The sequence below is a fragment of the Nocardia sp. AB354 genome, from assembly GCF_049538315.1.
In the GTDB taxonomy this organism is placed as follows: domain Bacteria; phylum Actinomycetota; class Actinomycetes; order Mycobacteriales; family Mycobacteriaceae; genus Nocardia; species Nocardia nova.
On record NZ_JBMVFU010000020.1, the window covers coordinates 92937 to 112658 of the forward strand.

19 protein-coding genes are annotated in these 19722 nt (G+C 65.2%); 2 read left to right on the plus strand and 17 right to left on the minus strand.

What is annotated here, in order from left to right:
- Positions 1 to 16: 16 nt before the first annotated feature.
- From ACPCUW_RS25630 to ACPCUW_RS25660, 7 genes are all read right to left on the minus strand, one after another.
- Positions 17 to 826, minus strand: a complete 810-nt coding sequence (locus tag ACPCUW_RS25630) for an enoyl-CoA hydratase/isomerase family protein (RefSeq protein WP_423427591.1) — start codon at positions 824 to 826, stop codon at positions 17 to 19.
- A gap of 173 nt (positions 827 to 999) precedes the next feature.
- Positions 1000 to 1746 (minus strand): SDR family oxidoreductase, encoded by a 747-nt coding sequence (locus tag ACPCUW_RS25635; protein WP_423427593.1) that lies wholly within the window; start codon positions 1744 to 1746, stop codon positions 1000 to 1002.
- Complete coding sequence (locus ACPCUW_RS25640) at positions 1743 to 3284, minus strand: class I adenylate-forming enzyme family protein (protein ID WP_423427594.1); 1542 nt, start codon at positions 3282 to 3284, stop codon at positions 1743 to 1745. The genes ACPCUW_RS25635 and ACPCUW_RS25640 overlap by 4 nt, the downstream gene beginning before the upstream one ends.
- A gap of 197 nt (positions 3285 to 3481) precedes the next feature.
- Positions 3482 to 4732 (minus strand): CaiB/BaiF CoA transferase family protein, encoded by a 1251-nt coding sequence (locus tag ACPCUW_RS25645; RefSeq protein ID WP_423427596.1) that lies wholly within the window; start codon positions 4730 to 4732, stop codon positions 3482 to 3484.
- Entirely contained in the window at positions 4729 to 5373 is a 645-nt protein-coding gene (locus ACPCUW_RS25650; protein ID WP_423427598.1) for a PaaI family thioesterase, read from the minus strand. The genes ACPCUW_RS25645 and ACPCUW_RS25650 overlap by 4 nt, the downstream gene beginning before the upstream one ends.
- On the minus strand, positions 5370 to 6146 hold the full coding sequence (locus ACPCUW_RS25655; protein ID WP_423427599.1) for an enoyl-CoA hydratase/isomerase family protein: 777 nt from the start codon (positions 6144 to 6146) through the stop codon (positions 5370 to 5372). The genes ACPCUW_RS25650 and ACPCUW_RS25655 overlap by 4 nt, the downstream gene beginning before the upstream one ends.
- Before the next feature lie 7 nt (positions 6147 to 6153).
- On the minus strand, positions 6154 to 7338 hold the full coding sequence (locus ACPCUW_RS25660; RefSeq protein WP_423427601.1) for an aromatic ring-hydroxylating oxygenase subunit alpha: 1185 nt from the start codon (positions 7336 to 7338) through the stop codon (positions 6154 to 6156).
- Positions 7339 to 7425: 87 nt separating this feature from the next.
- On the opposite strand from ACPCUW_RS25660, the gene ACPCUW_RS25665 reads away from it, so the two are divergent.
- On the plus strand, positions 7426 to 8064 hold the full coding sequence (locus ACPCUW_RS25665; RefSeq protein WP_423427603.1) for a TetR/AcrR family transcriptional regulator: 639 nt from the start codon (positions 7426 to 7428) through the stop codon (positions 8062 to 8064).
- Positions 8065 to 8139: 75 nt separating this feature from the next.
- On the opposite strand, the gene ACPCUW_RS25670 is transcribed toward ACPCUW_RS25665, so the two are convergent.
- From ACPCUW_RS25670 to ACPCUW_RS25715, 10 genes are all read right to left on the minus strand, one after another.
- Positions 8140 to 8805 carry a hypothetical protein gene (locus ACPCUW_RS25670; protein ID WP_423427604.1) on the minus strand — a complete coding sequence of 222 codons (666 nt, stop codon included), beginning with the start codon at positions 8803 to 8805 and terminating at the stop codon, positions 8140 to 8142.
- 58 nt (positions 8806 to 8863) lie between these two features.
- Positions 8864 to 9820 carry an MlaD family protein gene (locus ACPCUW_RS25675; RefSeq protein ID WP_423427605.1) on the minus strand — a complete coding sequence of 319 codons (957 nt, stop codon included), beginning with the start codon at positions 9818 to 9820 and terminating at the stop codon, positions 8864 to 8866.
- The gene (locus ACPCUW_RS25680; protein ID WP_423427607.1) at positions 9817 to 10818 is read right to left on the minus strand and encodes an MlaD family protein; all 1002 of its coding nucleotides are present in this window, start codon (positions 10816 to 10818) and stop codon (positions 9817 to 9819) included. The genes ACPCUW_RS25675 and ACPCUW_RS25680 overlap by 4 nt, the downstream gene beginning before the upstream one ends.
- Positions 10815 to 11912: an MlaD family protein gene (locus ACPCUW_RS25685; protein WP_423427609.1), complete on the minus strand. Its 1098-nt coding sequence runs from the start codon at positions 11910 to 11912 to the stop codon at positions 10815 to 10817. The genes ACPCUW_RS25680 and ACPCUW_RS25685 overlap by 4 nt, the downstream gene beginning before the upstream one ends.
- Position 11913: 1 nt before the next feature.
- Complete coding sequence (locus ACPCUW_RS25690; RefSeq protein WP_423427611.1) at positions 11914 to 12897, minus strand: MlaD family protein; 984 nt, start codon at positions 12895 to 12897, stop codon at positions 11914 to 11916.
- A complete protein-coding gene (locus ACPCUW_RS25695) occupies positions 12885 to 13895 on the minus strand; it encodes an MlaD family protein (RefSeq protein WP_423427613.1) in 1011 nt (336 codons plus the stop codon). The genes ACPCUW_RS25690 and ACPCUW_RS25695 overlap by 13 nt, the downstream gene beginning before the upstream one ends.
- On the minus strand, positions 13892 to 14980 hold the full coding sequence (locus tag ACPCUW_RS25700; protein WP_423427615.1) for an Mce family protein: 1089 nt from the start codon (positions 14978 to 14980) through the stop codon (positions 13892 to 13894). The genes ACPCUW_RS25695 and ACPCUW_RS25700 overlap by 4 nt, the downstream gene beginning before the upstream one ends.
- Before the next feature lie 4 nt (positions 14981 to 14984).
- Entirely contained in the window at positions 14985 to 15857 is an 873-nt protein-coding gene (locus ACPCUW_RS25705) for an MlaE family ABC transporter permease (RefSeq protein ID WP_423427617.1), read from the minus strand.
- A 2-nt stretch (positions 15858 to 15859) separates the two neighbouring features.
- Positions 15860 to 16771: an MlaE family ABC transporter permease gene (locus ACPCUW_RS25710; RefSeq protein ID WP_423427619.1), complete on the minus strand. Its 912-nt coding sequence runs from the start codon at positions 16769 to 16771 to the stop codon at positions 15860 to 15862.
- A gap of 644 nt (positions 16772 to 17415) precedes the next feature.
- Positions 17416 to 18420 carry an ABC transporter ATP-binding protein gene (locus ACPCUW_RS25715; RefSeq protein WP_423427621.1) on the minus strand — a complete coding sequence of 335 codons (1005 nt, stop codon included), beginning with the start codon at positions 18418 to 18420 and terminating at the stop codon, positions 17416 to 17418.
- A gap of 460 nt (positions 18421 to 18880) precedes the next feature.
- Between ACPCUW_RS25715 and ACPCUW_RS25720 the strand changes: the two genes are divergently transcribed.
- The gene (locus ACPCUW_RS25720; RefSeq protein ID WP_423427623.1) at positions 18881 to 19705 is read left to right on the plus strand and encodes a lytic transglycosylase domain-containing protein; all 825 of its coding nucleotides are present in this window, start codon (positions 18881 to 18883) and stop codon (positions 19703 to 19705) included.
- Positions 19706 to 19722 lie beyond the last annotated feature (17 nt).

The window sequence follows — 19722 nt, forward strand, 5'->3', positions numbered from 1 at the left end:
CAAAGCTGTTGTCCTGTCAGTGGTTCCGATAGACGGGGGCGCGCTTGTCGAGGAAGGACCGCACCGCCTCGCGATGGTCGCGGGTCGTGGCGGCCAGAATCTGCGTCCGGTTCTCCAGGTCGATCGCGGCGCGCAGGCTCGGCGTCTCGAGGTTGGACCACATGACCTCTTTGGTCATCCAGACCCCGAACGGGCTGTTGCCGGCGATCGCCTCCGCGGTGTCCAGTGCGGCGTCCAGGAGCCGGTCGGCCGGCTCCGCCGAGGACACCAGGCCGATCCGCTCGGCCTCATCGGCGGTGACCGACCGACCGGTGAGCAGGATCTGTGCGGCCCTGGCGAATCCGATCATCCGTGGCAGCAGCCAGCTGACCCCGATATCGCAGTTGGACAGCCCCCGGTTGATGAACGAGGCGTGCAGCGCGGCTTCGGCGGCGATGATCCGGATATCGGCCATGAGTGCCAGCGCCATACCGCCGCCCGCCGCCGCCCCGTTGATCGCCGCGATCACCGGGGCCCGCACACCGCGAAACGCCTCGACCAATCCGGCGATGTGCTGCTGCACGCGCAATCCCGCTTGCGCCCGTCCCTCGTCCTCGGCCGCACCGGGCGGCGCGCCGTATCCGCGCAGATCGAGGCCGGCACAGAAGGCTCGGCCGTTGCCGGTGAGGACGATAGCCCGGACTTCCGAGTCGTGGCGCGCCTCGGCCAGCACCCGGTGCAGCGCCTCGATGAGTTCGGCGTTCATCGCGTTGAGCGCCTCCGGCCGGTTCATCCGGATCAGCAGGATGCCGGGCCGGGGATACTCGGTCTGGATCACATCGGACATGTGTCTGACTTCCTCGAATCGTCGGCGGACGGTCACGCAGAAAGCGCTGCCACCCTATATAAAGCTAACGCCTTTAGATTAATAACACAAGGTAGAGACGCAATCGGAAGGCGGCTGAAGATATTGATGCCGGGCGGCGGGGGCGGCTGGCGACCGCCCGCGCCCGGTGCGGCTCAGATCCCGACCGGTCCCCCGAGCCAGACGCCGATCTCCTCGCCGGAGACGTGCCGACCCGCATCGCTGACCAGAAACGACACCGTGTCGGCGATCGATTCGGCCGGTATCCGCGGCCAGTGTCGGGCCAGCGTCCGCGCCGCATCCGTTCCGCCCGAGTCGATGATGTCCGTCTCGACGAAACCGGGCATGACCGCGTTGACCGTCACGCCGCGCCGGGCGAGTTCCTGCGCCATCACGCGTGTCATTCCGGCCAGTCCGGCCTTGGCCGCCGCGTAGGCGCTCATCCCCGGCGAGGGGCGTCGTCCGCCGGACGGGCTGCTGACGAACACGACTCTGCCCCAGCCTTTTTCGTACATCGCGGGCAGGGCGGCATGGGTGCAGTAGAACGCGCCGCTGAGATTCACGCCGATCACACGATCCCAGTGCTGGGGCGAGAGCTGCCGGGCCGAACCGAACAGGTTCATCCCGGCGTTGTTGATCAACACGGTCGGTGCGCCGAATTCGGCGGTGGCCTGTTCGATCAGGTCGGTCGCCCGATCGGCGTCGGACACGTCGGCGCGGATGGCAGCGGCCCTGCCGCCGGCGTCGGCGATTTCCCCGACCACCTGCCGCGCCGGTTCGTCGCTCGCGGAATAGTTGACCACCACGGCCATTCCGTCGGCGGCCAGGCGGCGTGCGATCGCCGCCCCGATTCCCCGGCCGCCGCCGGTGACCACCGCGACGCGCGTCGCCTCGGCGCTCATGCGGTAGCGGGGGTCGCGCGGACGGCGATGGCGTGGGTGGGCGCTTCGGGAAACCGCTGCCGCAACAGCGGTTTGGCCATCTTGCCGGAGAACGTCCGGGGCAGCGGCTCGTCCAGCGCCACAGCGTGTTTGGGGCGCTTGAACTTCGCCAGATTCGCAGCCGCGAGAAGCTCGATCTCGGCCACCACTTCGGCGGCCGGACGATCGCTGTGGAACACGACCATCGGCACCTCGCCCCAGCGGTCGTCCTTGACGCCGATCACCGCCAGATCCGCGACGCCGTCGATAACGTGCAACACCCGTTCGATCTCGGCGGGATAGACATTCAGGCCACCGGAGATCAGCATGTCCTTGCTGCGGTCGACGATCTTGAGGAATCCGCTCTCGTCCTGCAAGCCGAGATCGCCGGTGCGCAACCAGCCGTCCACGAGCGTCGCGGCGGTGGCCTCCGGCTTGTGCCAGTACTCGCGCATCACGTGCTCACCGCGAACCAGGATCTCGCCCACCTCCCCGGGAGGCGTGTCCGCACTCGGGTCGCCGATCGTGATCTGCGTACCCACCAGCGCCAGTCCGGCGTAGCCGGGACGAGCGGACGCGTCGGCGTAGTTCAACGTCGAGACCATGCCCGACGCCTCGGTCAGCCCGTACACCTGCGTGAGCGGAATGCCCCGTGCGCAATAGAAATCCACGAGATCCACACCCACCGGCGCGCCGCCGGTTCCGGCGAAGGTGAACTTCGCCAGTTTGCGCGCGCCGAAGTCGGGCAGGGTCGTCATCCGCTCCCAGATCACCGGCACCACCGTCGTCGCGGTGATCTGTTCGCGCTCGAGGGTGTCCAGGGCGATCTGCGGATCGTATTCACGCAACAGCACCATCGTCGCCCCGGGGACCACGACCAACTGCATGAAGATCGACAGCACCGATCCGGTGTAGACCAGCGGCGCGGCGCACAACACCCGGTCGCGCGCGCTGAAACCGTGGCTGACGGTCTGCGCGATGCCCGGAGCCATCGCATTGCGGTGGGTCACCACCGCACCCTTCTGCACACCGGTGGTACCCGAGGTGTAGCAGATGAAGGCCGCGTCATCGCCGGCGATATCCACTCGCGGCGCGACACCGGGGTCGATCAGGGTGTCGTACCGACGATGCGCACTGCCGCCGATCGCGAAGATGTCGAGCGGAATCTGTTCGGCGGCAACCTCCAGCAACGGGGCGAACTCGTCTTCGATGACCACCACCCGCGGCCCGGAATCGACCACCATCGGCGCCAATTCCCTTGCGGTGAGCCGGAAATTGAGCGGCACGCTGATGGCGCCGATCTTCAGGGTGGCCAGGATGACGTGCGCCAGCTCGGGCCGATTGAGCATCATGACCGCGACGCGATCACCCTTGCCGACGCCACGCGCCACCAGGCCGCGGGCGAGCGCATCGGTCACCGCATCGAGTTCGGCCCACGTCTCGGCGTGATCACCGAAGACGATCGCCTGCTGATCGGGGCGGGTCTTACCCCAATAGCGCGTCAGATCCGCCAGATTCATTCGAGTACCTCCTCGTTCGCCGACCGTTCGGCCGCGAGCACCAGCGGATGTGACCGCCCTCACTGCGTGTCGTCAAACCTAACAGCTTTAGATTTTTCGCGCAATATCTCGGCAAGCCCCCGAAATCGCCTACAGCAGGCATGAAAACGACACCCACACAATGGGTTTCGTGTGAGTGTCGTTTGCTCCAGCGAGATTCATTCCACCTTTTCGACGGTCCTCGCATACAGATGGCGATCGGCTACCGCAGCGATGCGCGCGTCGTCGTATCCGGCGATGTCCCGCAGCACCCGCGCGGTGTCCGCCCCGGCCCGCGGCGGCAGTGCGGGAGCGAATTTCTCCCCGGCCACCCGTACCGGACTCACCAGGAATTCGAGTTCTCCCACCCCGGGGTAGTCGACCCGATAGGTAGTGTCCCTGGCCCGGAAATGTGGATCGTCGAACATCTCGGCCACGGTGTTGACCGGTCCGCCGGCGATACCGTGCGCGAGGAACAAGTCCATCCATTCCTGGCGAGTGCGCTGGGCGAAGATCTGCCGCAGCTCTCGCCACACGTGCTCCGCGCGCTGCGGCGCCTCCTCGTCGGCGGCGGTCAGGTCGATATCGGCCAGATCCTCGCGACCGACCGCCACGAGGAAGTTGCACCAGAATTTCTCCACGTGCGAGCCGAACAGCACGGCCTTGCCGTCCTCGGTCCGATACGCCTCGAGTCGTGGCCAGTCCGGCAGTCGCCCGTCGGGCAACCACGTCGGACGCGGGATCGATCGGTCCCGGTTCAATTCCGCGTCGCCCAGATCCGGCATCCATGCCGCGGCCACGTCGATCCCGGAGACCTCGACCCGGCCGCCGGTGCCGGTCACGTTCGCACGATGGAGCGCCGCCAGCAATCCCATGGCCCCGTACGCACCGAGGGCGTACATCGCGATCGGCGGGCTGGTGGAGCCCGCGATCCCGTCCACCGGCGGCTCGTCCGGAGTGGTGACCTCGCGCAGCCCGGCATAGGCATCGAAAACCGGGCCGCCGGTGCCGAGCCCCTGATACGGGCCGTCGGTGCCCATCCCGGAGACGGTGCACAGCACGATCTTCGGGTTCATCTCCCGTAAGCGATCGAATCCGAGGTCGAGCCAATCCAGGTAACCACCGCGCATTCCCTCGATCACCGCATCGCACGAGCGCGCGAGATCGAGGAACGCCTGCTTCCCCTCTGCCGAGCGCAGATCGAGTGCGACCGACTTCTTCCCGCGATTCCACCGCAGATGCATGAAGGCCGGCCCGTCCGGATCGCCGACGGCGCGACTACCGCCGACGCGTACCGGGTCACCGAGCGGTCCGGACTCGACCTTGATCACTTCGGCGCCGAGGTCGGCAAGATGCCCGCCGAGCGAGGCAGGCGCGAGCTGCGCGACTTCCAGAATGCGCACACCGTTCAGCAACGAGAATCCACTCATTCGCCGGCCCCTTCCAGTTCCTTCGAAAGATTATGCGTCTGTTCGGGTTTCAATTCGATCCACAAACCCTCGGCCTTCGCGACGAGCACCGCTTCGTGATGCAACGTCCCACGCAAGAACCGTTTGCGCCCCTGCTGCCCGACCAGTCGCGCGGTGACGGTGAGTTCGGTGTGCAACGGTGCCGGTGCCCGGAAGTCGACCTGCAGCCGGGCCGTTCGCGCCCACGGGCGGCGATGATTGGCCAGCCGCGCCAGGATCTCGTCGAAGATCAACGGCGCGACACCGCCGTTCATCGCGTAGCGTCCCGAGTGGAAGCGGCCGACCGTCACCCGGCCGATCGCGGTGGTCTCGGTGATCCGATCCAGGTGCACCGGCGGTGCCAGCGCCTGGCCGTGGCCGGCCGATTCCCAGCGCTTGCCCGCGATCTGTTCGTCCTCGTCAACCTCGAAACCGGCTAGGGTCGTGGCGATCTCACGTAGGCGCGCTGCGGCGTCGGCGGCGGCTCTCGGTGTCGGCCGGCTACGGGTGACCGCCTCCTGGGCCGCGCGCAACGCGTCGATGAGCCGGGTGAACTCGTCGTCGGTGACGACCGTCGGGGCGAACGGATCGTCCCAGGTCGGTTGCCAGATATTCGGATTCACGAGGCACCTCCCGGGGCGGGCGCCGGCTCGTGGCCGAAGAATGCCGAGAACATATCGGTGATCGACCGTTGTCCGAGTGTCGCTCGAACGACCGCGTTCTCGCGTTCATAGCGCTCGCGCAAGCCGTGCCCCGGACCATCGAGCAGCAGTTGCTTGATATGGCGCAGCCCGTCCGGCGGTTGTGCCGCAATCTGTTGCGCGATCCGTACCGCTTCCCCGGCTACGTCGGGCGTATAGCGCGTGAGCAGACCCATCTCGTAGGCCTCGTCTCCCGGGACAGCTCGTGCCGTCATCAGCAGATCTCGCGTGCGGGCACCGCCGATGAGGGTGTCGAGCAGCCAGCTCAGGTTCACCCCGCCGTACCTGGCCGCGCTCACCGCCATCGTGGTCCGCGGGCCGCCGACCCGCAGATCGGAGCACGCGGCGTACATCGTCCCCGCCCCATACGCCAGACCGTCGACAGCGGCCACGGTCGGCTTCGGGTAGCGCAGGTAGCGCCAGAACATGTCCTCCCGCTCGGCGGTGGACTGCGCCAGCGCCTGCGGCGTCATCGCGTCGAGTTCCTTCAGGTCGTAACCCGCGCAGAATGCCCGGCCACCCGCACCGCTCACGATCACCGCCCGGATCGAGTCGTCGGTGGCGGCCTCGGTGAGCGCGGTATCCACCTGCCGCTGCAGTGCTATCGACAGCGCGTTGTGGGTGTGCGGCCGGTCGAGGGTCAGCCTGAGCACACCGGGCGCCGGGCGGTCGCGGCGCAGTTCGTCGGCAACCATCGCCGTGCTATCGCGCCACGACCGGCGCAGCGGCGCGCTCGGCGTCGAGCGCGGCGACATCGTCGGCGACCATCTTGTGAAAAACCTGACCCGGCAGTTCGTTTCGTCCGTAGATCAGCTCGTCGACCTGTCCGTGTGCCGCGTTCGCGGTGATCGTCTTCGTGACGAACCAGTCCTCGGCGTGCAGCGTCTCCATCAGCAGATCCCAGTTCTTCTGCAGGATCCGCTCCTCCCGCGGCGTCTGCGGCTTTGCGGGCGACAGCAGCCGGATGGTGCAGTAGCTGACATTCGGATCCTGGGCATCGGGGACGATCGTCCAGATCTCGAAGTGATTGGGCTCGGTGACCAGCATGGTGCCCGGATAGATCGTGTAATTCGCCAGCGAATAGTCGCGGACGTCGAAGGCGTCCGGATCGGCGTCACGCACCTCGGTGATGGACTTGCGCGCCACCACCAATCGCCAGGAGCGGCCGACGGGATCGAAGGCGGTGATATTGCCCTCGAGATAGTTGCAGACCGTCTTGGTGTGCAACTGGCACAGATGGTAGGAGTCCTGGACTCCGTCGACCGCGATCTTCCAGTTCATATCCAGCCGCCAGGTCTCCTTGCGCACCTGGTAGGACGCCCCCATGCCGGTATCGGCGACCTCGGCATCGTGCTTGTCACCCAGAATCGCGGCGATATCCAGTTCGGCGCCGGCGGTGGGCACGACCCAGACAAGCCCGTGGCGCACCTCGCACGGAAATTCGACCAGCCCGTACTCGCCGCGATCCATACCGTCGAACCCCTCGGCGTGCGGCATACCGCGCAGCGATCCGTCCTTGCCGTAGGCCCAGTTGTGATACGGGCAGGCGAAGACGCGCTTACATCCGGACTCGGCGAATTCGACGCGGGACCCACGGTGCCGGCAGACGTTGGCGAAGGCCTTGACGCTGCCGTCGTTCTGCCGGACCACCAGCAACGGTGTGCCGATCAGATCGGTGGTCAGGAAATCGCCCGCCTTCGCCAGCTCGTCGACGTGCGCCACGATGTGCGGAAAACGGCGCACCACATCGCGCTCCTTGGCCGCGAGGTCAGGATCATCGAAGACCGAAAACGAAATGCGCAGAAGCTCTTCCGCGTAATCGGTGGTGTTGTTGTCCACGTGGGCGATGAGCCTCCGCGTGAGCCTGATCTTCTCGTCGCGATCCATACCCCGAGGGTGGCACACGATACAATCATTGTCTAGTGTCTTATCTAAAGGTTTTCGATTCTTCGAGAACTTGGTACGGTGCTTCCCGTGACTGGACGCGGCACGGACATCGAGCGCCCGGCCGATACTCGATCGGCCATCCTGGCCGCGGCGGAATCCTGTTTCGCCCGCTTGGGCATCGCGGGCACCACCATCGAGGATGTGGCGAAGGCCGCGTCGAGTTCCCGCGCCACGGTGTACCGCTATTTCGCCGATCGCGACGCCCTGGTGACCGAATCGGTGGTCCGCCGAGCCCGCGCCAACATGGATTCCGCGCGTGCATTCATCGCCCGCCACCCGACCATCGAAGCCAGCATCGTCGAGGGCATCTGTGCGGATGTCCGGCGCGGCCGCCGCGACCCTATGGTGCATCGACTGGTCTCTCCGGCGGAGATGGTGCTCGCGGCGAGATTGCTCACCGAATCCGGACGAGCCGTGGACCTGACCTACGAATTGTGGGAGCCCGTTCTCGCCGAGGCCCGGGCCGCCGGCACGCTGCGAGCCGATCTCGACATCCGCTTGCTGTGCGAATGGATATCGGAATTGGAGATCTACTACATCAGTCGCGGATCGACCGCGGACGCCGAAGACCTCGACCACATACGTGGGAAACTGCGCACTTTCCTGCTTCCCGCGCTACTGCCCGACCGGCCGAAATCCCATCCGCGGCCGACCATTACGACGTAGCGCCTTCACCCGTTTTCGACAGGTGAAGGCGCCGCGACGCCGGAGTCCGGTCGGCGCGCCGGACCCGGTTGTTCATCATCGTGGAGCGTTCGCACCGCTCAGTGCGGACCCGACACCGCCGATATCGGTGATGGTCCAGTTGTGGTGGCTGTCCAGGCTGAGCTGATAGGTCGCCGTGGATTGGATCCCTTCCGGCGCCTGACTGTTCTTGGTCAGCACGCTGACGAAACAATCCACGGCGTAGATGCCGTTGTTGGTCGAACGCACCTTGGCGGCAACGGGTTTCGCCGTCGACACCCACTGCAGCGGGGTGATGATCTGCTCCATCGAGCCTGCGGCCTGGGTCAGCCGGTTCGACAGTTCCGGGCTGGTGCCCTTGGTCAGACGGGTCCGCCACGCGGCCAGATCCTGGAAGTTCATCTCCGCCGCCGCGGTCGCGTAGTCGAGCGCGATCTGTTCGGCGTGGGCGGTGTCGGCGCGTTCGGCCCGGGCGGCGGCGATCTGATCGGATTTGTCGCTCAGCTGCCAACCGAGTAGTGCGACCGCGACGGCGAGCACGAGGACCAGCGCCCCGACGGCGAGGGTCTTCAGCTTGATCGACGACTCTCCGGTCCGGCGTCCTCGGCGCAGGATCGAGGACAGCGGGGCGGAGTGCCGGCCGCCGGCTCGCTCCGCCTCGGCGGACGTAGTCGCGGTGTCGGTGAGCTCGGGATCGGTCAGTACCGAGGGGGAATTGGTCATGATGGCCTTCTTCGAACGCTGATGGTCACTGAGTGCGGGGTCGGCGCAGGTTCAGGGGCTACCTCCCCGCTGGTCGGATATGCACGGTGACGGCGTCACCCGACTCGGTGGAGGCGAGCGCGTTGTCGAGGAACCGTCCCAGGTCGACGGTCGACATCGCCGCGGCACCGGCACGGACGCCGGGCAGCAGGTCGACGCCCAGGGTGTGCAGATCGCCGGAACTCTTGTCCAGGAACGACTGCAGCGCGTCGAGCAGTGGCGCCGCACCGTCCTCGATACTCGTCAGCGGTCCGAAGGAGGCGGCGAAGTACACACCGCCGAGCACATCGGTGAATCCTGATCCGAACTCGGCCAGCTTCGGTGTCGCACCGGCCAGGTCACCGGGGATGGTGTCGGTGCTCATCAGCAGCGGCTGCAGCGCCGTGAGCAATTGGGTCAGATCGCCCGATCGCTGGGTCAGTGTCTTCGCGAGTAGTTCACCGGCCCGCGACAAGTCGTTCAGGACCCAGGGGTCCTCCGGAAGCGCGACGTCCACAGTCTCGAATATCTCCCGAATACGTTCGGGCTCGACTTGTTCGAGCATCCGGGTCAGGCGGGCCGACAATTCCTGGAAGGTGGTCGGCACCACGACGTGCGCGGTGGGAACCTTCGCGCCGTCCCCGAGGTAGGGACCCCGCTCGGTGGTCGGTTGCACGGCCAGATACGCCTCGCCCAGCGCCGATAAATTGTCCACCCGGAATCGGCTGTCCACCGGAATGCGATAGCCGTCGTCGTAGTTCCAGGAGATCTCGGCGTGGTCCGCCGAGGGCGTCACCGCAGTGACATGCCCGATGGCGACGCCACGCAGCAGCACCCGCGAACCGACCACGAGCCCATTGGTGTCCGGCACGGACATGCCGGCGGTCCGGATATGTCGAAACGCGCCGGTTTCCAACCCGATGTGGTCCAGATACACGAACGAGGACGCGGCGATGACCGCCATTCCCGCGACCGATGCGACGGTTTTCAGATTCATTTCACTGCCCCCAGCATGCGCAGCAGATTTTCGACATCAGCCACGATCCGGTCGCCGTGATCGGTATCGATGGAGCGGATGTTCACCGACGGGTCCTGCACGAACGGCAACAGGGTCGTGCGCAGGAACTCCGACAGCTTCGCGGTATCCGCCGGAGCGCGATCCCAGATGTCGCGCCCGATGCCGCCGGTTTCGGCCAGCGAATCGAACAGCGGTACCAACCACAATCCGCCCTCGTACACGCTCCCGACCGAGGGAAGGATCTGGCTGATGTAGGAGACGATGCTCACGGCGGTCCGCCGCCAATAGTGTTCGGTCTCTGGCCCGAACAGTGTGGCCAAGGTTTGTCCTTTGGCATCGATCGCACCGCCGGTGTCGCGGAAACCGTTGAGCATGCGATCGATTTCGTTGGTATCGCCGGCCAGATCCCGCATATCGCCAGCGACCACCGAAGCCAATCGCTGCACGTCGTGAGGCTGCGGCATGACGGTGTTGATACCGGTCATGGCATCCTCGATCTTCTGGATACTGCCGCCGTTGACGAAATAGGCGAGCACCGCCATGGTGTCCTCCAGCTGCGGCGGTGAACTCGTGTGGCCGACGGTCACGGTCGCGCCCGGCCGCAGATACGGGCCTTGGACGACCGGTCCGTGGTCGAGCGCGATATAGGTGTCCCCCAGCAGCGTGTTCTGCCGGATTACCGCGCGCACGTCGGCGGGCACCTTGGTCCCGTCCTTGACGTGAGTGCTGACTTTCACGAATTTCCCTGATGCGGTGAGATTTTCGACCTCACCGACCCGAAGCCCGTCCATCATCACATCGGCCCCGGTCGGCAAATTCATCGTGCTGACGAACTGGAGGTCGAGTTGGTAGCCTGCGCCGACGCCGCCCCGGACCGAGGGCAGGTCGTCCGGTCCGACCGAACAGGCGGTGGTGGCCAGCAAACTGCAGCCGAGCGCCGCGGCGGCGACAGTCTTCCATCGTGTGGTCGTCTTCATCGCTGACCTTTCGCGAGCACCATGTCCAACAGGCCCGCGATCGGTACCTCCACGTGGCCCTGGTCGGCCGAGCAGCTTCCGGGCGCGGCCTGGTTCGCCGCCGCGCACAACTCGGGAGCGGCAGGCGAATCGAGCTGCACCGTGGGCGCGCGGTAGGCGATCGACATCCCGCCGTCGTTCGCCGCCTGTTGCCGCAGCATCGCCGCCACCGGCGGAATCGAATCGAGGAGGCTCGCAATATCTTTGGAGCGACTCGCAGCCAGGTGGATGACGTCGGCGACCGGACCCTGCAGCAGCGGCCAGAGGTCCCCGCCGTAGTTGGTCTGAATGTCGTGGAGCACGTTCACCAGCCAGCCGACGCCCACGCAGACGTCGACCACACCGGGCCACAAGTCGATGCCGGCATTCACCACTTCCGGCATCTGGTCCAGGATCGATCGGATCGCCGGCCACCGTTGCAGCGCGTCGTCGGTGAGTGGCGCCATGTTCTGGATAATGGCGCCGATATCGGCGGTCAACCGGTCCGGGCTCGCCGCCGCCGCGGAGGCGTGCAGCATCATGGTCCGCGCATTCTCACCCTGGCCGCGCAGTGCCTGTTCGAACCCGGCGACGGCCTTCTCGAAACTCTCCTTGCTGTCGTTCGGACTCAGCGCGTCGATGAAATCCGCGGCCGATCCGGCGATTTCGGAGATGCTCTTCGGCGTGAAACTGTGATCTTCGGGAATGCATTGTCCCGCAGTCAGTTCCGGACCGGACCGGTAGTTGCCGACCAGTTCCACGCTGCGGTCGGCGAGAATCGACTTGGACCGCGTCACCGCCCGCACATCGGCAGGAAACCGGCGGCCGCCGTCGAGCGAGAACGTCACCTCGACGTGGTCGCCCGCCGGCCGGATCCGGTCCACTCGCCCTACCTGCAAACCCATCTGGGTTATCGGATTCCCGGGGTAGAGCCCGACCGCGTCCGGCATCTGTGCGCAAAATCCCGATTGCGATTGCGGGCCGTCGGGTTCGACGACGGTGAAGCCGACGCCGCCGATCAGTGCCAGCGATACGACCGCACCGGTGCCGATCAGATATTTCCTGTTCACCTTCATCTCAGCACGTCCGCCCAGGGAGAGGAATACAGACATTCGAGGCCAGAATCGTGCCTCCGGAAACCGTCGCGAGCCCCTGCGGCGTGAGCCAGGCCTCGAGTTGTGCGCGCAGGCCCTGTAACTTGTCGATCGCGGGACCCATTGTGGTGTCCAGACTTTCGATCGACTTCTTCACCTGATCGACCACGGCGCGAACCTGATCCTTGTGATCGAGATAGAACTTCATCTCCGGCTGCACCCGCATCAGCACATCGCCGAGCAGGCTGTAGGCCTCGTTGAATCCGACGTGCGCGTTGTCGTAGGTGGATACGACGACATCGATCTGGCGAATGAGATCGAAGACGAAGTCGCGGTTGGCGTCGAACGACTTCAGATATTCCGAGGCCAGTCCGGTGATCTGCTCGACCTGGCTGCGCTGACGATCCATCACCGCGGCGATGCTGTTCATCCCGGAGATCAGTGAACCGACCGAGGTCGAATTGTGTTGCAACGCTTGGGCGACCTGGTCGATATTCGCGTCCACAGTGGTGCCGTCGACCTTGTCGGTCACGTGCGGCGCCGCCTGCAACACATCGCCGATCGAATAGGGCACGGTGACGTGATCGGCGGGAAGCACGCGCGACCCGAGGGGAGCGCGGCCGAGCGGAACGATGGTGACCGCGTATCCGCCTACGGGGGTCAGCATCCGGACCTCGACATGGGAGTCGTCGCCGATGAAGGTGTCGTCGGAGACCTGCGCCTCTACCAGGACCGTGTCCGGGCGGAAGGACACCTTGGTGACCTTGCCGACGGTGATGCCGGCGACTCGCACCTCCTGGCCTGTGGTCAGGGCCGCGGCGTCGGTGGTCTCGAATGCCACGGTGCGCTGTCCGACCGGGTGGGTGTAGAAGAGTGTGGTCGCACCGAGGGCGACGACCGCGGTCACGACGACGACCGTCCCCAGCAGGGTTTCACTCGCCACGATCCGGCGCATTACTTGGCGCATACCACGACCTCGCTCCCGTTCAGCAAAACCTTGACCTCCGTGGGCAATTGGGCAACGCCGTGTGTACAGTTCATCGCGGTCGGCGCTGCCGAGACCTGCGGCAGTTGCAGGCCGGCGAAGGCCACGGGCAACAGTCGCAGCGCGTCGGCCGCCTGCGGCAGCGAGACGAAGGCGTGGGTCAGCAACTTGTCGACATCGACGTCGCGAGAGAAACCCAGTTCGGTGATCAGCTGGTGGACCGGGGTAAGGAATTCCGGTCCGAACTTCGCCGTTTTCGGGAATTCACTCAGCACCGTCATAGCCTTCGCGATGGGAAAGCTCAGTGATCGCATGAACTCGATGACCTGTGGTGATTTGCCGCCCATCGAATCCGAAATCCGCGACAGATTGGCGACCAGCGCGGAGATGACCTGTTCCCGGTCGTGCGCCAGATCGGCTAGCTTCTGCACACTGTCGAGCATGGGTGCGAGGCCGGAGCCGTCGCCCTGCAGCACAGTGATGGCGTTCTGCATGAAGGTGTTGATCTCGTCGGTGCTCATCGTGCTCAGCACCGGCTGCAGACCGTTGAACAGTTGCGTGATGTCGAACGAGGGCCGGGTGCGGTCGGTGCCCAGATGTCCTACCGGGCGGCCCGGCTGCTCCGGTTCCTCGAGGTCGACGTATCGAATGCCGGTGAGGTTCTGGTACTTCACGGCCAGGACCGTATTGTCCAGCAATCGATACGGTGCTTCCAGCGAAAAGGTCACCTCGGCGATGCTCGCCCCGTTCTTGCGGGTGAGATCGATCGCCGAAACCTTTCCTACCCGGACACCTTTGGTCCGTATGTCGCCGTTGACGTGTAGCCCGGAGACATCGGTGAATTCGGCGGAGTAGCTGCGCGTATCACCGTGTACCGGGTTCTTGATCGCGCTGAGGATGATCGAGAACAGCACCACCGCCAGCACTGCGGCGACGCCGAGCTTTCCGAGTGTGACGAACAGTTTCGTGCGCGGACTCATCGATGTCCCTCCCCCACCGGTGTCGTCGGAATCCCGGTGAGCGCCAGAGGCGTGGCGAACATCGGCAGATCGTCGACGACGATGCGCAGGTTGAGCGTCTTCTTGCCGATACGGTCGCTGAACGCGGCGTTATACCGGTCGATCAGTGCCGACAGCTTGTCGGGCACCGTCCCGCCGCCGAGGATCTGCGGCACGGTATCGGTCATCGCCTGCACGAGCTGGGTGACGGGCGTCAACTCCGTGCCGTGGGAGGCCAGCAGATGTCCGGCCTTGCCGAACAAACTGTTCGCTGCCAATCCGAGTCCGGCGTCGGTCTTGTCCATGAACGCGTCGTCCACGCCGAACGAACCGTCCGGGCGCTGGTTGTATGGGCTGTCGTAGACGTTGTAGAGCGCGTCGATCGCTTGTGTTCCGAAAGCCGGCAGCACTTCGAGGATGTCGTCGGCTCGGCGCATCAGTTCGGTCGGCAGCGCGCGCTGCGTGGCCGCTACCCGGTCGGCGAAGACGATGCCCGATTGGATCAGCGGAGTCAGGCCGTCGGTGTAGCGCACCACCTTGTTCAGCGTGGTGACCATCGACTGGGTCAGGGTGCCGTCGATCGCCAGCGATCCCTTCTCCAGCATCGTCGACATGGTGAAGTCGCCGGTGGGCATCTTGTTCAGCGTGCTGCCGTTCACCAAACGGTTTCCTTCGGGACGCGAGATGAGATCGACCGCGGTGATGCCGAAGTAGTTCTGCGGCCGGAAATCGAGATCGAAGGCGTCGGTGAGACCGGCCGAAACATCCGGGCGCAGTCGCACACTCATCCGCACGGTGCCGGGGTCGGACTTCTCCAGACGGGTGATCTCGCCGATCTCCGCGCCGTGCAGGATGACCTTCGTGCCGGTGCCGACACCCGGCCCGACATACGGCACCTCGATATTCAGCGCCAGGCCCGCCGGCTTGTGCAGACGCGGATAGACCCACAAGGCGATCACGAGCACAACGGCGATCACCAGCGCGACCGCGGCGGCCGCCATCTCGACCATGTGCTTCTGGTGCCGGTCGGTGCCGCGCAGGAAATCCTGGTTGCGTGTCTTGGCCATCACCCTATCCTTTGAAAACCAGTAGCGGGGACAGTCCCCAGATCGCCACTGTCATCGCGAAATTCAGCACGACGATCGCCACCAGACTGGCGCGGATCGCCCGTCCCGATGCGGCACCGACGCCCGCGGGGCCGCCGGTGGCGAAATAGCCGTAGTAGCAATGGATCAGCGTCACCACGGCACAGAAGGTCACAGCCTTGATCACCGACGCCGTCAGATCCGGCCAGCTGAGGAACTGTGCGAAATAGTGGTCGTAGGTGCCGGGCGGCTGATGGTGGAAAACCTTGACGATGACCCCACCGGTGAAGAAGGCGATCACCAGCGCCATGAGATAGCCAGGCAGCACGACGAGCATCCCGCCGACCAGCCGCGTGCCGACGACGAACGGAATCGCACGCAGGCCCATCGATTCGGTGGCATCGATTTCCTCCGAGATGCGCATGGCTCCGATCTCGGCGGTCATGCGGCATCCCGCCTGGGCGGCGAATCCGATACCGGTGATGATCGGCGCGATCACACGAATATTGCCGAACGAGCCGATGATTCCGGTCAGCGCACCGAATCCGAGCAGATTCAACGCCATGAACGCCTCGATCGCGACGACGGCGCCGACAGCGACGCCCAGAAAGAACATCAGGCTCACGACGCCGCCGTCCACGATCAGCGAACCGCTGCCCCACGCCATATTGTTCATCGTCTTCACGGTCTGTTTCCGATAGTGACGGATCGTCACCGGAAGCAGATACAGGGTTTTCGTGACGAAAAGCGCGACCTGGCCGATTTCGCCGACGAATTCGCGCACGCCCCGAACGAGTGCGCGGATCGGGCGGGCGGCGAATGCGGGCCGGAGAGAAAAGGATTGCGAAGGTGTACTCATGATCACGCCAATCGGGCCGGGAAGAACATCATCTGCAACTGGCTGATGAGCAGATTCGTCATGAAGATGCAGAACACGCTCAGCACGACCGAGGCGTTGACGGCATTCGCCACACCCTTCGGGCCGCCCTTGGCCTCCAGGCCGCGCAAGCTCGCGATCAATACCACGATGGCGGCGAAGACGAGCGCCTTCAGTACCGAGAACGCCAAGTCGGTGGGCGTGGCGAAGGCACCGAAGGACTGCCAGAAGCTACCCGGTACAACATGATTGACATTTGCCGAGATGATCAGGCCGGCGAAGACGCCCGCGGCGATGATGATGATGCACAACACCGGCGCGATCGCGATCATCGCCAGGAAACGCGGCATCACCAGCCGCTCGACCGGGTCCACGCCCATGACGCGCATCGCGTCGATCTCCTCGCGAATCGCGCGGGCGCCGAGATCGGAGGCGATCGCCGAGGCCGCCGCACCACTCATCAACAGCCCGGCCGCCATCGGCGCGCCCTGTCCTACGACGCCGAGTCCACTCGCCGCACCCGCCAGCGAATTCGCACCGACCTGGTTCATGATTCCGCCGACCTGAACCGACACCTCGGCCCCGATCGGAATCGCCATGAGCAGTGCCGGCAGGGCGGTCACCTTCAGCAGCAACCACATCTGTTCGACGAGTTCGTATACCGGCATACGCAGGCGAACGGTGTCGACCACCGAGTACCGCACTACCGCTGCGGTCAGGTGTGCGGACCGGCCCAGCGTCGCCAGGCTGTCCAGCGGCGCGCGCCGCAGGTGGGCCAGTACCCGGCGACCACGCGAGAGCACAGCCGACGGTGGTGACCCGGCCCGGTGGCTCGGCATCGGGCCGCTCGGGCCGGGTAATGCATGGGCGATCAACGGTGCCTGCGTAATACTCATCGGTGGCACCTCCCTCCGTGGATATCGGCGCATGCGACAACTGCGCCGGTTGTTGCCGGGTTATCGATGGATGACGTACGAGAGCCTTTTCCCTTCCGGTGAACGACAATCACCGAAGACGAAATCGACTATCGCTCAAAGTTTCGCGCGCCGATTGCCATTCGTGAGTCCGCGAAACGAATGCGCATCACTCGGCGAACGCCGGTGCGCCGACGACGGCAAAGCACGATTCCGCATACGAGATGCCGAGTAGCGGGGCGTCGCGAAAGTTCCTGCGCGGTCCCGTGTCGGACGATGTGGAGATCTGCGCGTTCCGTTCTCTCCCGCATCCGCCGGTGCCGTGACCGCCATCAGTTCGGGGACCGGAAAAGAGATCGCAGCATTCCAGATCGGTTCGGCGACATTGCCTTCGAGCGTCATTGTTCGATACTCCGATTCACGAGACCGCATTCGCCGCTGATGGCGGGCAGTGGAGCCACGCACGAAATCCGGAAATGAAATCGGATCACCCCGTTGTGACCCGCATCTCCGGACAGTGCACCACGTGTTGTGGCTCACAGCAAACATACTGCGTTTTACGCGTTACGTCAATCGTAATTTGTAAAACAGCTCGGTTTACGTTTGCCATCCCCACAACAGCCCGATCACCGACCAGGAGCCGAGAGGGACGGCCGATCCGCGAAACTCGCCTCGACAGCCGCCCGCGCCGCGGCCGGAAGCGTGGGCAGCAACTCGCGAACGCGGGCCTGCCGCCGCGCTACCGCTCGGCGCTCCGGCATTCCGGGCGTGGCTGCCATCTGCGCGACGATTCCTTCGATCTCGTCCACCCCGCCGATGTGATGCCCGGCGTCGGCCAACGCTTGCTCGCGCACGATCTGCGCCTCGTCCTTCTCCTCCGACATGCCGATCGGGCCGACCATGCGGCCGTTCAGAAATTGCCGGACCACCGGTTCGTCGGAGGTGAGCAGCACCTCCCGTGGACCGAACATGACCAGGTCGCGCCGGAACAGCATGCCGATATTATCCGGCACGGTCCGCGCGAGATTGATGTTGTGCGTGACGATCAGGAAGGTCGCGTCGATCTGGGCGTTGATATCGAGGAACAGCTGGCTGATGTAGGTGGTGCGCACCGGATCGAGCCCGGAGTCCGGCTCGTCGACGAGGATGACCTCGGGATCGAGAACCAGTGCTCGCGCCAGCCCCGCGCGCTTGCGCATACCTCCGGAGATTTCACCCGGGAGCTTGTCCTCCGCACCGAGCAGGCCCGTCATCTCCAACTTCTCCATGACGATGCGCCGAATCTCCGACTCCCCCTTGCGGGTGTGCTCGCGCAACGGGAACGCCACGTTGTCGAACAGGTTCATCGAGCCGAACAAGGCGCCGTCCTGGAACAGCACGCCGAACAACTTCCGGATCTCGTAGAGCCGAGAGGTCGAACAGGTGGTGATATCGGTGCCGTCGACATAGATCGATCCACACTCGGGACGAAGCAGGCCGATCAGCGATTTCAGGAATACCGATTTGCCGGTACCGGAAGGGCCCAGCAGAACGCTGACCTCGCCGGCCGGCAGCGTTAATGTCACGTCTCGCCAAATAGTCTGGGAACCAAAGCTTTTGGTGATTCCGACAGTGCTGACTTCGACACCCATACCTACTCCTGAGCAGAAACCGGCGCGAGAGCGGCACCGGTGGCCAACCACAGACAGTTCCAGCTGTGATACACAGAACGTACTTCGTCCAACGTTAGACGGATCACAATTTCTGTGCAAGGATAGCTGTTGCACCTCATTCGACGAGGCGTTTCACCACAGCGGAGGGGGCACCGCGTCCCGGGCGGCTCGACCGCTCGTCGCGGTGGCGAACAGCGAAATCCGCGAATCCAGGAGTTGCCCGATGCGGTCACATCGTCGCGCGCAATCGAGAAGTACGGATCGAAACCTACGGGGACGCAACCCGGCACTACTGTCGGCAATCGCGGTCACCGGAATGCTCGTCGCGGCATCCTCGGCCGCCGGCGGGGAACCCGCATCCCAACGACCCGGCCACACCGGCCACACCTCCGAAAGCATTGCAGCACAGCATATTCCGTCGGAGTCCGCGAGCGGACCGATGCTGGTGCCGGCCACCGTCGCCGCCTTTCGCCCCCACGCCGCGCCCCCGGCACCGCTGGAAGCGTCGGCGACCACGAGGCCATTGCCGCCGACGCCCGAACTCCCTCGGGGCGCAGCCGGGGGAATCCCGGAACCGGTGCTGGCGGCCTACCGCAATGCCGAGCTGATACTCGCTCGGTCGCAGCCGAGCTGCGGTCTCACCTGGAATCTCCTGGCCGGTATCGGCCGGATCGAATCCGGCCACGCCCGTTCCGGCGATGTCGACGCCCAAGGCCGAACCAACTCCCCGATACTCGGTCCAGCACTGGACGGAACGCTTCCGGGGAACGAAATCATCAGAAGCCGCAGCGGTTACGTGCGGGCCGTCGGCCCTATGCAGTTCTTGCCGAGTACGTGGCAACGCTGGGCCAGTGACGGTAACGGCGACGGAATCGCCGATCCCGATAACGTCTACGACGCGGCACTGGCGGCCGGGAGGTACCTGTGCGCGGGCGGCGCCGACCTACGTGATCCGGGACAGAGCATGCGGGCCGTGCTGCGCTACAACCACTCGATGTCCTACGCCTCGACTGTGCTCACCTGGTCACAGATCTATGCCGGCGAGGCCTGGTCCGCTCCTGAACTCGTTGGGCCGCAGCCGGATACTTCCCCCGACCCCATGCCCACCGGCGATGCGGCCCATCCGGCGAATGACGAACCCGGCACCGCTCCACTTCCCGGGGACGCACCCTCCACACCGACACCCACGCCGGCACCGATGATCTACATCCCGGGGCTTCCCCCGATTCCGTGCGGGATCTTCTGCCCGCCCCCGCGACAGTAGTGACGCGACGCCGCCGC